The 13,266-nt window shown below is 54.0% G+C and carries 10 protein-coding genes; 5 read left to right on the top strand and 5 right to left on the bottom strand.

The window, feature by feature from the left end:
- The first annotated feature begins 126 nt into the window (after positions 1–126).
- Positions 127–2,733: a lamin tail domain-containing protein gene (locus tag MUN86_RS20020; RefSeq protein WP_245119765.1), complete on the top strand. Its 2,607-nt coding sequence runs from the start codon at positions 127–129 to the stop codon at positions 2,731–2,733.
- 138 nt (positions 2,734–2,871) lie between these two features.
- Here the strand turns inward: MUN86_RS20020 and MUN86_RS20015 are convergent, their stop codons facing one another.
- A complete protein-coding gene (locus tag MUN86_RS20015) occupies positions 2,872–3,651 on the bottom strand; it encodes a DUF5672 family protein (protein WP_245119764.1) in 780 nt (259 codons plus the stop codon).
- 359 nt (positions 3,652–4,010) lie between these two features.
- On the opposite strand from MUN86_RS20015, the gene MUN86_RS20010 reads away from it, so the two are divergent.
- From MUN86_RS20010 to MUN86_RS19995, 4 genes are all read left to right on the top strand, one after another.
- Positions 4,011–5,576 (top strand): DUF1800 domain-containing protein, encoded by a 1,566-nt coding sequence (locus tag MUN86_RS20010; protein WP_245119763.1) that lies wholly within the window; start codon positions 4,011–4,013, stop codon positions 5,574–5,576.
- A gap of 283 nt (positions 5,577–5,859) precedes the next feature.
- Positions 5,860–7,035 (top strand): DUF1501 domain-containing protein, encoded by a 1,176-nt coding sequence (locus tag MUN86_RS20005; protein ID WP_311181743.1) that lies wholly within the window; start codon positions 5,860–5,862, stop codon positions 7,033–7,035.
- A 174-nt stretch (positions 7,036–7,209) separates the two neighbouring features.
- Positions 7,210–7,605 carry an SPW repeat domain-containing protein gene (locus MUN86_RS20000; protein WP_245119762.1) on the top strand — a complete coding sequence of 132 codons (396 nt, stop codon included), beginning with the start codon at positions 7,210–7,212 and terminating at the stop codon, positions 7,603–7,605.
- A gap of 148 nt (positions 7,606–7,753) precedes the next feature.
- Positions 7,754–8,131, top strand: a complete 378-nt coding sequence (locus MUN86_RS19995) for an SPW repeat domain-containing protein (protein ID WP_245119761.1) — start codon at positions 7,754–7,756, stop codon at positions 8,129–8,131.
- 116 nt (positions 8,132–8,247) lie between these two features.
- Here MUN86_RS19995 and MUN86_RS19990 read toward each other — a convergent pair whose 3' ends face one another.
- From MUN86_RS19990 to MUN86_RS19975, 4 genes are all read right to left on the bottom strand, one after another.
- Positions 8,248–9,105 (bottom strand): transporter, encoded by an 858-nt coding sequence (locus MUN86_RS19990; protein ID WP_245119760.1) that lies wholly within the window; start codon positions 9,103–9,105, stop codon positions 8,248–8,250.
- A gap of 55 nt (positions 9,106–9,160) precedes the next feature.
- Positions 9,161–10,768: a TonB-dependent receptor domain-containing protein gene (locus MUN86_RS19985; RefSeq protein WP_245119759.1), complete on the bottom strand. Its 1,608-nt coding sequence runs from the start codon at positions 10,766–10,768 to the stop codon at positions 9,161–9,163.
- A 32-nt stretch (positions 10,769–10,800) separates the two neighbouring features.
- Positions 10,801–11,643, bottom strand: a complete 843-nt coding sequence (locus tag MUN86_RS19980) for a TonB-dependent receptor (protein WP_245119758.1) — start codon at positions 11,641–11,643, stop codon at positions 10,801–10,803.
- 130 nt (positions 11,644–11,773) lie between these two features.
- Positions 11,774–13,153, bottom strand: coding sequence for an Nramp family divalent metal transporter (locus MUN86_RS19975; RefSeq protein WP_245119757.1), 1,380 nt, complete (start codon positions 13,151–13,153; stop codon positions 11,774–11,776).
- Positions 13,154–13,266: the final 113 nt, after the last annotated feature.

The raw sequence follows: 13,266 nt of genomic DNA, 5'->3' as shown, positions 1-13,266 counted from the left end.
CTTTTATCTTTCTGACCGTGCTTTATAAAGAAAAAGTGCAGCAACTCCCGGCTTTGTTCAATAAATTAGAAGGCTATTTGTTGCAACTATTTCTCGCCAGCTTGGCGTGCAATTATATCTGTGTTTGTGAAAAAACTGCTACTTCTATTATTGCTGGCGCCTTTGACGGCAGCTGCCCAACTCCTCGATACTTTCGCCGACGGTAATCTCACGCAAAACCCCGCTTGGACGGGCGATGCTGCCAGTTTTCAGGTTGCAGCGCAGCAACTCCAAAGCAACGGACCCGCCGTCACTGGCACCAGTTTGCAGCTCGTAACATCCGTGCAACTTGCCGGTGCCACCACGTGGGAGTTCTGGGCGAACCTGCGGCTAGCCACCAGCAGCGGCAACTATGCCGACGTGTGGCTGCTTTCTGAACAAGCAGACCTGAAAGCCACCGGCAATCGCGGTTACTTCGTGCGCCTCGGCGGTACCACCGACGAAGTCTCACTGTTCCGCAAGGATGCTACCGGGGGGCCAGTGTACGTGGTAAACGGCACTGATGCTACTCTCAATTCTACAACCAACAACGTAGTGCGCGTCCGAGTAACCCGTTCGGCGCAGGACGTTTGGACCTTGGAACGAGATGTAGCCGGTGGCACCACCTACGTGAGCGAAGGCACTGCCACAGATGCCACATTGCGCCACGGCGCGTATTTCGGGGTAGCGCTGACGTATTCATCAGCTAATAGCAAGTCCTTTTATTTTGATGATTTCCGGGTGACGGATACAGCGCCGCCTGCCCCGTTGTCCGCAACTGTGGTGTCCGCCCGACAACTTGACGTAACTTTCAGCGAGCCAGTAGCCGCCACGCAAGCAGCTGCCAACTACCGCTTAGCTGCTACCGGGGCGCCTACTGTACTCAGCGCGCAGCGCGATGCTGCCGATGCCGCCCTGGTTCACTTGACGCTCGGCGCCAACCTGCCGCTTGGCACTAACACCTTGGAGGTTCGCAGCGCCACCGACTTGTACGGTAACACTGCTGTCGGGACACTTACTGTGAGCTTTCAAAACAATGGGTTTGCGGTAGCACCTAGCTTGAACCAATTACTCATCACTGAAATATTTGCCGATGAAACTCCGGTAGTCGGGCTGCCCGCGTCGGAGTACCTGGAAATTCATAATCCCTCGGCTACGGCGGTAATGGATTTAGCCGGTGTTCGGCTGCTCAAACCCAACAGCACTGGTAATCCGGCAGTGTTTCCGAGCGGAGCGGTGTTGCTGCCAGGCGAATACGCCGTAGTATGTAGCAGTGCGCGTACAGCTCAGTTTGCCGCTTTCGGCAAGGTATTCGGGCTAACCAATTTTCCAAGCCTCACGAATGCTGGCGACGAACTCGTATTGCGCGGGCGCAACGGCCAGACGCTGTTTGAAATCAACTACTCTGATACCTGGTACAAAGACAGCCGCAAGAAGGATGGGGGTTGGAGCCTAGAAATGGTAGATGCCAGCAACCCCTGCGCCGGCATCGAAAACTGGACCGCCAGTACTGATGCCAGTGGCGGCACACCCGGCCGGGCTAATGCTGCGCGCGCCGCCAATACCGACCGCACGGCACCTACCTTGTTACGCACTTTGGCACTAAGCCCAATTACGATACGGCTGTTTTTCGGGGAAAAGCTAGACAGCACGGCCGCGGCCACTCCGGCACTGTATACGCTTACACCCGCTATGGCTATTACGCGAGTGGCGCCCGTAGCCCCCGATTTCCGGGCAGTAGATCTGACACTAGGTGCTGCCATGCAGCCTAACCAACCCCTAACCATGACCGTGCAACGCGCTACCGACTGCGTGGGCAATGCGGCGGGTCCTGCTACATCGGCTACGTTTGCATTGCCTGCGCCCGCAGCCGCTGGCGATGTGGTAATCAATGAAATTTTGTTTAACCCACGCACGAATGCTGTAGACTTTGTGGAGCTTTTCAACCGTTCAACTAAGTACCTTGACGTGCAAGGCTGGCAATTAGGCATCGAAAAAGCAGATGGTACTATAGACCAGGAGCCCGTGAGTGGCAGCGCCTATGTGCTGGCACCCGGCCAGTTTTTGCTGCTCACCACCCGCCCCGACGTTGTGCAGAGCCAATACCCGACCAGCGCCGAGCCGGCCTCGTTCCTGCAAATGGCTGGCTTCCCAACCTACCCCGATGATGCTGGCGTGGTGATTGTCCGGGATGCGCAAAACCACACCTTGGACCGCTACGCCTATAGTGAAGAGCACCACCTGAGGCTACTCGATGATCTGAACGGCGTCTCGTTAGAGCGAATTCGAGCGGACGCACCAAGCGTACCAAGCAACTTTCATTCGGCGGCTAGCGCCGTAGGCTATGCCACGCCTGGCCGCCGTAATTCCCAGCAGCAAATCGACGCAAGCGGAGGACAACAGTTCAGCCTATTGCCTGAAGTATTCACCCCCGATGAAGATGGGCAACAGGATTTTACCACCCTCAACTACACCCTCGACAGCCCTGGCTATGCCGCTAGCGTGACTATCTATGACGCCCAAGGCCGTCTAACGCGCCGCTTAGTACGTAACGAAACCTTGGCTGCCACTGGCTTTTTTCAATGGGACGGGCTCAATGATAGAGGCCAGAAAGCGGCAGTGGGGTACTACGTGGTGCAGATTGAATTGCTGAAACCGAACAGCGGCGAAAAGCGAGACTACCGAAAAACAGTGGTGCTAGGAGCACGCTTCTAAGTGAGAAACTGAAGGAGAGAAATAAGAACAGCGCAAAAACATAATAGGCTGCACATCACATAGATGTGCAGCCTATTATGCTCAGCACAACGGCTTGGTGCTGTCAGGCAATCCTCGCTTTAATGCCCAGTGGCTACGTCAGACGCTATAGCCGAACTGCCGAATGCTAGGCCGCCAAAAGTCTTGGTGGAACTGAATCCAGCCGTGGACGCCGAAGGGTAAGCTGTTAATGTTTTGATTGCTGAAGGGCAAGTCTTGCTCTTCCCATTCCACATACTCGGCCCCAAACTTTTGGGCTAATTCCTTAGCAGGTACCTTGAACTTGGAGAGTTTGGGGAAGTGCTGCATGACAAAAAGATCTTCCAGCAATTGCTTTTTGCGTCGCTTTCTAATCCAGTTGTACAGCTTGATGTAGAACTTGTATTTCGAGGTAATGCGGTAAAACGTATCGATTTTTTTGAGAGCGAAACCACCGTTGCCGAAATACTCTGGCGCCCCAAACCCGATGGCCTTGCGGAAAGGTTGATCGACGATGGCCGTCCACTGCGGGTGGAAAATAACCGCGCTCAGAAAGTCGTAGCCCATGTGGCACCACTTCTCTAGCTCATCCCGGAACACAAACGAATCCATGTGGTGAACCAGCATGTACTCGTACTTGGAGAAGCGCTGATAGTACTCGGGGCTGAGTAACAACTCACCGTATGCTTCGTGCCCTTTCCAGTTGAATCTTTCGATATGAACATCGGCTTTGCCCCGACAGAAGTCTTCATACCACGTTGTATCGAGGTCGGTGGGCACCATGAACGTTATAGGGTGCTTGTGCAAAACAGCCAGGATCTGAGAAAGTGAAATCTTCTCTAGCTCAGATGGTTCAGCCAGATACGCAGGTATCACGACGGTCACAAGTTGTTTACTCATATAAGCAATCTTGGATTAATTTGTAAAAATGCACTATAAATTCATTTATAGCAACATTCTTTAATTCAATTTTAATCTAGTGCTCTATTTATATAGCCTTCCTGGAAATCAGATGATGAACGCTATAGCTGTACGCGGCAAGTAGCGCTACCGAGCCGGGCTAAGACGTAATGCAGGGAAAAGTGTTCGGCTTTTCAACTAAAAAGTTGACGTTGCCTGCATAAATGGTAGAAGCAACGGGAGCAATAAGGATTTAGATGAAGTGCTTTATGGGCTTGGCCTGTTCAGCGAATTGGATAAGTGCGTGAAGGAAAACTTCATTGTGTTAAACCTGTAGTCATTGTAGGCGTCCAAGTGCCATGACGACGCAACAGCAACTTCAGCATTTGTACTGGCGCGCCGGTTTTGGGCCGCGGCCCGAAGACGTAGCTAACGGCCTGAGTCCGCGCAAAGCACTACGCCAGCTTTTGCGCGACTCCGAGAAGATAGAGTTGCTCGATAGTCCTGAAATGCACTACCAGGAGGCTTTTACCTCATTTGTGGCAGTCTCGCCGGGCGCAGGCACTCCGCAGACTACCATGACAACGACACCCGATCAGACAACTACAGGTGCGGGTATAAAGCAACCAGGGCCGGTGGCGTCACTGTCGGCTAGGTCGGCGGTGCGGCGTGGCATAAACCAGCCGCCCTTGCTGCGTAGGGAGAATATGACGGCCCAGCAGCGCAAAATGCAGAATGATGGTATCCGCCAGTCGTTTTATGCCATGAACACGGGTTGGATGAACCGGATGGCTACTTCGCCAGCGCAGCTGCGGGAGAAAATGACCTTCTTTTGGCACGGCCACTTTGCGTGCCGCGTGCGCCGGCCCGATGCGGCGCTACATCTCAACAATACCATCCGGCAACTGGCGCTCGGCAAGTTCGGTGATTTGCTACTGGCCGTAAGCAAGGAGCCGGCCATGCTGCAATTCCTCAACAACCAGCAAAATCGCAAGCAGCGTCCCAACGAAAACTTCGCGCGCGAAGTGATGGAGCTATTTACCATGGGGCGCGGCAACTACACCGAAAAAGACGTGAAGGAGGCAGCTCGCGCCTTTACCGGGTGGGGCTATAATGCCCGTGGCGAGTTTGTGTTTCGGGAAAACCAGCACGACGACGGTCCTAAAACTTTCCTTAACCGCACTGGCAATTTCAACGGGGAGCAGGTACTCAGCATCATTCTAGAGCAGCCTCGCACTGCCGAGTTTATTGCCACCAAGATGTACCGCTTTTTCGTAAATGACACACCCAACTCGGCTCACATCCAACCACTGGCGCAGGCGTTTTTCAAGAGCGGGTACGACCTCAGCGTCTTGGTGGAGCAGATGTTTTCGGCCGGTTGGTTTTATGAGGCGGCCAACGTAGGCACACGCATCAAGTCGCCTATCGAACTGCTAGCCGGCATCAAGCGGACCATGGGGTTGCAACTCGTGAACGACCGGCCACTTGTTGTGTTCCAGAAGGCATTAGGTCAGACTTTGTTTGAGCCCCCAAACGTGGCGGGCTGGCCTGGTGGGCGCAACTGGATAGATTCGTCGTCGTTGCTTTACCGGTTGCAGCTACCGTCGGTGCTGCTCCGAAACGCCGAGTTCAATGTGGCTTTGAAGGAAGACGAAAACGACATTGCTCCACAGGTTTCCAAGCTGGACCGCACATTTCGGCAGCAAGTGAAAACCACCGTGAAGCTGGCCCCAGTGCAAGCCATGCTGGCCAACACGGCTCCAACGCAGCAAGCCGCCAAACTCAGCGAGTTCGTGTTGCAAGCTCCAATCCGCCCGGACAACCTAGCCTTGATTCAGAAAGCCGCTGATACTGCGCCTGCCGAAGGACGCTTACGCGCCATGATTACCAGCCTGCTGAGTTTGCCCGAGTATCAATTGATGTAAACAACCATCCTGCTTAACTGAAGCATTTAGCGTGTTGCCGTTGACAACACAACTAGAACGTCATACTGAGCGCAGCCGAAGCATACCGTTCGTCTGCTTAAATAGCTAAACTACCTGTCATGCTGAGCGCAGCCGAAGCATCTCGCTAGTGTACTAAACCCTTTGTCAGTGCAACGGCGCGAACGAGATGCTTTGACAAGCTCAGTAGGACGTTTTAGCTAGGATGGCAACGTCAACAAACGAGATACAGCAGAATAGTATGAGTATTTAAATAGACAACACAATGCCTACTTCCCGCCGCGACTTTCTGAAGACCTCTGTACTGGCTAGCAGCTTGCTGTTCGTGCCGAAATTCTTGCACGCGCTAGACAGCCAGGGCCTGCAGAAGCTGGCTGATGCCAACGGCCGTCGGCTGGTAGTGGTGCAACTTGGAGGCGGCAACGACGGCCTAAACACCATCGTGCCATACCGCAACGACCTCTATTACAAGGCCCGCCCTACGCTTGGCATCCGGGAGCAAAGCGGCGTGCTGGCTCTCGATAAAGACTTGGGATTCAATCCTAACATGGCGCGCCTGAAGGATCTTTATGACCAAGGCTATGTAGCTGTGCTAAATTCGGTGGGATACCCTAACCCCGACCGGTCGCACTTCCGCTCCATGGACATCTGGCAGAGCGGTTCGGCTTCCGACCAGTACGTGAGCACCGGCTGGCTCGGCCGCTACCTCGACTCGAACTGCCCGGCTTGCCAAGTCCCCTACAATGGCTTGGAGGTGGACGATACGTTGAGCTTGGCTATGAAAGGGGAGTTGCGCAAAGGCTTGGCGTTAAAGAACCCCGAAAAATTTCATCAGATAACGCAAAACCAATTTATCGCGCAAGTGAGCGGCGAGAAGCCTACGGGTGCCGTGTCGGAGCTGGATTACTTGTACAAGACGTTGGCCGAAACCTCATCCTCGGCCGATTACTTGTACCAAACGTCCAAGGTGTACAAATCCAGTGTTGCGTATCCGACCACGGAATTTGGCCGCAACCTGAAAACCACAGCGGAGCTAATCAATTCGGGCATTGATACGCGCGTGTTTTATGTGTCGCTTACTGGTTTCGATACACACGTGCGGCAGCAAGAACAGCAGGGTAGACTGCTCGGTGATTTGTCTAACGGGTTGGCTTCGTTTGCCGAAGACCTGCAAAAGGCCGGTAATTTCAATGATACGCTGGTGTTGGTGTTTTCGGAATTTGGTCGTCGTGTGACCCAAAACGCCAGCAATGGCACTGACCACGGCACCGCGAACAATGTGTTGCTGCTCGGCGGGGCCTTCAGCAAAAAGGAGTCCTTAATAATGCTCCCGACCTCGAAAACCTCCTGGACGGCGACCTACGCCACCAACTTGATTTTCGCAGCCTCTACGCCACCATCTTGCACGACTGGTTGCAAGCCGACGACAAGGCAATTCTAGGTCAGGAATTCGTGCGGTTGCAAGGCTTGGTATAAGCAGAACGGTAGGTGATATTCTCAGTTAGAAACACGTGAAATAAACAGTAAATATCAGTAGCTCAACAATATCCTTTGCGTAGGGTGGGCGTAGAAAGGGCATAACACTTCCTTTCTCACCTTGATTTAAGACTACGCCATGAAAGTAATATCACCTCGCGTGCACGGCATGCTCGACTACGGCACCATTGCCCTGTTTGCCCTGGCACCCACCCTCTTCAACTTCGACGGGACCTACGCCACTGTCTGTTACGTGTTGGCCGCAGGTTACTTGGTAATCACACTCCTGACGGACTTCCCTATGGGAGTGGCTCGCATGATTCCGTTCCCAATCCACGGCGGCTTGGAACTTGTAAGCGGCCTAGTGTTGCTAGCATCACCCTTCTTGTTTGGCTTCAGCGACGACAGCCACGTAGCCCGCAACTTCTTTATGGGCATGGGTGTCCTGTTTCTTGGCGCGTGGATGCTCACCGACTGGCGGGCCAGTACGCACGCCAATGCTAATGCCCACAATTCGATAGTGCCAAATCACTAGTGCTGGCGTAAGTAGCATACTCAAAAGCCTGGCGCCTACAAGCAGCCAGGCTTTTTTATGGTCAGCGTTTAGGGGAGGATCGACAATACCCTTGCGCAAGGCTTGCCGTACGAAACAGCATGGTTTAACTTCAATAGTACTACCACCGATGAAAGTCCTCTCACCTACAGCCCACGGCGTCGTGGATGTAATGTTTATTACCGTCTTGGCCATGGCGCCTATCGTATCCGATTTAGAGCCCGCCGTTGACACTGCATGTTATGTAATGGCTGGTGGTTACCTGCTTCTAACCCTACTCACCGACTTCAAGCTAGGCTTGATTCGAATAGTGCCTCTGCAAATTCACGGCTGGCTTGATCTACTAACGGGAGTACTCTTGTTGGTTGCGCCTTTCTTGTTCAAGTTTCCGCAGGGAAGTGCCGAACGTAATCTGTGTTGGGTTTTAGGGGCGGTGTCCGTCGTCACCTGGTTTATCACCGACTGGAAAGCACACACCCGCTCCTTGATGACCGATAACGCTCGGTAATTATCAACCCTAAATCCCATAATAAAATCCTGCGGCAACTGTTGCCGCAGGATTTTATTATGGGATTTAGCACGAGGAGTAGAGGCTTGCCGCTTCCTTTAGTTCTTTGTTTTAGCTCAGCGGCGGAAGGAAAAGCCTACAAAAAATTCCCGGTCGGTTTCGCGGTTTAACGCGAAGTGCGCACCAAAGTCGAGTTGAAGGTTTTCGTTGACGGTGAAGATGGGCGCCAAGTTTACGGTGGTGCGCCAGCCGTTGTGTTTGGTATCCCATTGGGTTACGCCTTCCACCAAGAAAGAAAATACGTCGGTGAATTCGTGGTCGAGGGCAATGGATGGCATCAGCTGCACATAGCGGCGGCTCATGTCTCGGTCGTATTCCAGGTCCGACTCCAGCTGAAGGTCGAGGTTGAACTTGTGTGGCAACTCGATGTTGACGGGCACAATCATGCCGTATTCTGCCGCGCCGCTCCCGGTTTTGCCCCCAGTTGGGAAGCGCACATAGCCTACAATTGCCATGGCAATAGGGCCGTCTTGGTCGTCGCCAAGGAAGTTGTGCTTCACCCGCAGCGCCATGTCACCAAAGCCAGTATGCCGCTCCCAATCCGACTCGCCGACCGTGCGATCCTTGCTTATTTTGTAGAGCGGTACTTCCAGTTGAATATCGGTGCGACGGCTCAGGCCAAGCTTTAGGTTGGAGTAAGCTGCCTTGAATTCGCGGCTGCGTTCGTCGTCGTCGCGGCTGTTGATAAGCCGCAAAGCATCCATTTCCACTTGGAAGTGGCCGGCATCAACCGTGAAAGGGCTTTCCGTAACGCCAGGCCGGTCGGGCCGCAGGGGGCGCAGGCGGTTGCGCGGCACCGGATGAAACAAGTCGAAATGGGCCGAATCGTAAGGGCAGGGCTTTTCAGGAGCTTCTTGCGCTTCGGCCCGGAAGCCCAAGAGCAGCAGCCCCAATAGCAAGTAACGGTAGGACATGGTTAAGTGTGGTAGGAGAGAGTGTGCGCCTTCTACGAAGAACCATTAAAACCGATTAAAATGGGACAATTACTTTCAAGCTCAGGTTGCGTCCCTGATTGTAAATGCCTTGCCGACCCGTGGGAGAAGCCGCATAGTACTCGAAGTATTTCAGGCGATTAAGGTGCGACTGGTACACCGTATTGAACACGTTGTCGAGTTGCACAAACACCTGCAAAATTTCGCGCTTGCTAGGGCCACCCGTGAAACTGGTACCCGCGCCAAGCCCCACCAAAGCATAGCCAGCCGTGCGGGTTTCCGTGTTATCGACGGCGTAAAAACGGTTTTGGGCGGCATTATAATCCAGCACTGCGCGCACGTAGGTGTCGGTCAATGGCCCCCATGCTTGCTGGCTGCTCAGGCGCACTTCGGAGCGAGTACGCAGCGGCGGAATAAACGGCAAGTACTTGGCCGCCGCGCCGTTGGTTTCCAATAAACTAGCTTCTTTGTTTAGGCCAGTTACGTATGCCAAACTGTTGTTGAAAGCCAACGCCGGCAGCGCCTTCGGGTGCAGATTTACCGTTATTTCAGCCCCGTATAGCCGCGCACGACCTTGCTGGTACTGGTAAGTGGCGTTGCCCGGCACGATGATAACCGGCTGCCCATTAGAGTCATTCAAGCGGGCTTGATAGATATAGTTATCGATGGCATTGTTGAACACGCTGGCGCTTATTTCCGCGTCCGGCAGATACGCACTTGCGCCCAAGTCTTGCTGCAAGCTGAACTCCGGGCCGAAGCTGCGGTTGCCCAAATACACAATGTGTGCGCCGGGGTCAAGGCCGTTGGAGCCTACTTCCGTGATGTTAGGCGCTCGGTAGCCCCGCGCCACATTGGCCCGCAACAGTAGCCGCTCTGTGAGAGTATAGGTCGCGCCCACACTTGCCGAAACACCCTGGTAACGCGTCCGAAAAGCGGAAAACTGCGGGTCGGCTCCGTCGGCTTCAGCTGCACTTAGCTGCCGACTAAACCCAGTGGTAGAATCCGTGCCCACGTAGAAGTCGGCCCACTTCAGCAACCGAGTATCATAGCGGACGCCGCCCGAAAGGTCGAGCTTGCCGAAGGTTTTCTTTACATAGATATAGCCACCCACATCAGCCAGGGAATAGTCGGGGATAGGAAAATCGGTGGCGGCGCGGTTGTGGTTGGTTTGGTACATGCCGTTTAGGCCCAGGGTGGTTTCCAAGCCCTGCCAAGCAGGAGCGGCGTAGCGCAAGTCGTAGGTATAGGTGTTCAAGACTACGCCTAAGCCTGCTTGGGCGGGCGCCGTAGGGTGGTTGTACTCACGGCGGACGTTTTGCTGTGCACCCAGCAGCGCCTGAAGTTCCACGGTACCTAGTTTCAAGCGGGTGCGACTCAAGAGCCGATAGTGCTGAATGCGTTGGTGCAGCGCGTTGATGTGGTATGAACTCAGGTCGGCCGTGGGCACCAAGGGCCGGTTCTTGATGTCGTCTTGGTTGCCTTCCGCTATTTGCCGGGTGAACTGCCGGCTCAGTGAGTCGCGGCTGCCATCCGGGATTTCCTGGTGGTTATCGTAAAGCGTAGCGGAAAGGTGCGTGGAGCCCCACTTTTTTTCCACCCCGACCATCGTCGTCAGGTTAAACTCTCGAAAGGCTGTGCCATACACGCGGCCTTCCAGGGCATTACGGTACGCTTGTGCTAGGCGGTAGGAACCCGAGCTGCGTATTGCCAGCCGTTTTTGTTGTAGTTCAGCCCCACCGAGGTACCCAGCAAGTTGTTGTTGGTTTGATACTCGGTAAGGGCGTCGCCATGCAGCTGGCCGGCCGAACCGTTGGGCAGGCGCGGCAGCATATTGATGACGCCGGCCACCGCATCGGACCCGTATATTAAGCTGGCCGGGCCCTTTACTACCTCTATCCGGTCGATGTCGTACTGGTCGATTTCGATGCCGTGCTCGTCACCCCACTGCTGGCCTTCTTGGCGCAGACCGTTGTAGAGAGTTAGTACCCGGTTGTAGCCTAATCCCCGAATGAACGGCTTGGAAATGTTGGGTCCCGTTGTCACGGCACTCAAGCCTGGTACTCCTTTCACGGCCGCGTCAACCAAATTGCCATTGCTATTGAGGTTCACTTCCCGCTTGCTAAGCACTGCAATAGGCACCGGACTTTTGCGGACTTCAGTGACCCGGCTCACCCCCGTGACTACCACTTCGGCCAGCGCAGCAGGCACAGCCATGAGTTCAACTGTTGCTTCTGTAACCTGGCCAACCGTGGTAGTTAACTGTTGCCGCTGAAGCTGATAACCTACACTCGAAAAAATCACCGTGTGCGTACCGGCTGGCACAGCCCGTAGCTCGTACCGGCCTTGCGCATCGGTTGAAGTACCTAGGGTAGTGCCCGGGATGGCCACAGTAGCTAGCTCCAATCCTTTGTTGCCCACCATTACTCTACCCCGGATGGTACCCATAGCCGTTTGGGCCGAAGTAGCTCCGCTAACTAGCAGCAAAACAGCAAGAACCTGTACAAAGTATGCAAGCTTCATAGGAATTGGGAGTAGCAGCAAAACAGACCGGTTCGGCCTTTAAGCCAGATTGAAAAAAATATTTAGACTAATCTAAAAGTAAGGTCAAAAAAATGCGTGGTAGCCGGTTAGGCTCCACGCATCTTAGGGGTTATCCAAAGAAAGTTTCATACAGCAAGTAGGCGTTCAGGGCAATGATGATACCCGACACAATCCATGCGGTTATCTGCACCCACGGCCGGTTCACAAACACGCCCATCTTGTCTTTGCTGCCCGTGAATAGCACCAGTGGTACCACCGCGAAACTTAGTTGCAAACTCAGAATTACTTGGCTCAGGACCAGCAACTGCCCAGTGCCTTTCTCGCCGTATTTCATAGTTACGATGAGCGCGGGCAACACCGCAATACCACGCGTGATCAGGCGGCGCAACCAAGGTTTCAATTTGAGGTTAAGGAAGCCTTCCATCACAATTTGCCCGGCTAGCGTACCCGTCAGCGTGGAGTTTTGGCCAGAAGCCAGCAGTGCCACTGCAAACACCGCACTGGCTGCTCCCGCACCCAGCACTGGGGCCAGCAGCTTATGCGCGTCACTGATGTCGGCTACTTCGTGTAAGCCGTTGCGGTGGAAAGCCGCCGCAGCTGTAATTAGAATGGCCGCATTCACGAAGAATGCCATAAACAGCGCCACCGTCGAGTCGATGGTAGCAAACTTGATGGCCATGCGCTTGCCACCTTCTGTCTGCTCGATGGCACGCGTTTGCACGATGCTGGAGTGCAAATACAGGTTATGAGGCATTACGGTAGCACCCAAAATGCCAATGGCAATGTAAAGCATCTTGGGGTTGGTGACCACCTGCGGCTGCGGCACAAGTCCGCCCAGAATGCCAAACCAATCGGGCTGGGATATGATAATTTCGTAAAGGAAACAGCCGAAAATCACCACGATCAAGCCGGCTACTATGCTTTCCAGCACGCGAAACCCGCGGCTCTGAAATAGCAACACCACAAACACATCGAGAATGGTAAGCACCACACCCCAAGTAAGCGGCAGACCAAACAACAGATTCAAAGCAATGGCTGAGCCTATAACTTCGGCCAAGTCGCAGGCGGCAATGGCCACTTCGCACAGGAACCACAGCACCATAGCCACCGGCTTCGAATAATGGTCGCGGCAAGCTTGCGCCAAGTCGCGCCCTGTTACGATACCTAGCTTGGCAGCTAGGTGCTGGAGCAGCATGGCAAACAAATTGGAAATCAAGATGACCGATAGCAGCGTATAGCCGAATTGGGAGCCGCCAGCGAGGTCGGTGGCCCAGTTGCCGGGGTCCATGTAGCCTACTGCTACCATGAGGCCCGGGCCCCAGAAGGCTAATAATTTGCGCCAAAACGAGGCATTCTGCGCCGGTACCCGGATGCTGGCGTATACTTCGCTTAAGGAGTTGCCACTTCGCGCCCGCCGCCAGCCCGCTTCAGGTGCGGGTATAGGTACAGAGACTGGGGGCGCCGGTGGAGTTTCAGTAACAAGGGGCATAGAGTCAGGCACTAAAGAAGACACAATATAGTAATTTAGATGTGCCTAAAATTATTTTTAAGACAGTATAAATACTACTTATCACGCGAAATAGTTTTCTTTTATACGAACCT

It is taken from the genome of Hymenobacter volaticus, assembly GCF_022921055.1.
In the GTDB taxonomy this organism is placed as follows: Bacteria; Bacteroidota; Bacteroidia; order Cytophagales; family Hymenobacteraceae; genus Hymenobacter; species Hymenobacter volaticus.
This window is presented reverse-complemented; position numbering and strand designations above follow the sequence as displayed.

Bases quoted from the DNA above. Each gene is read 5' to 3' on its own strand.
- MUN86_RS19995 (WP_245119761.1), top strand. From the start codon at position 7,754: ATGAAAGTCCTCTCACCTACAGCCCACGGCGTCGTGGATGTAATGTTT.
- MUN86_RS20010 (WP_245119763.1), top strand. From the start codon at position 4,011: ATGACGACGCAACAGCAACTTCAGCATTTGTACTGGCGCGCCGGTTTT.
- MUN86_RS19990 (WP_245119760.1), bottom strand. From the start codon at position 9,105: ATGTCCTACCGTTACTTGCTATTGGGGCTGCTGCTCTTGGGCTTCCGG.
- MUN86_RS19975 (WP_245119757.1), bottom strand. From the start codon at position 13,153: ATGCCCCTTGTTACTGAAACTCCACCGGCGCCCCCAGTCTCTGTACCT.
- MUN86_RS19980 (WP_245119758.1), bottom strand. From the start codon at position 11,643: ATGAAGCTTGCATACTTTGTACAGGTTCTTGCTGTTTTGCTGCTAGTT.
- MUN86_RS20005 (WP_311181743.1), top strand. From the start codon at position 5,860: ATGCCTACTTCCCGCCGCGACTTTCTGAAGACCTCTGTACTGGCTAGC.
- MUN86_RS20015 (WP_245119764.1), bottom strand. From the start codon at position 3,651: ATGAGTAAACAACTTGTGACCGTCGTGATACCTGCGTATCTGGCTGAA.
- MUN86_RS20000 (WP_245119762.1), top strand. From the start codon at position 7,210: ATGAAAGTAATATCACCTCGCGTGCACGGCATGCTCGACTACGGCACC.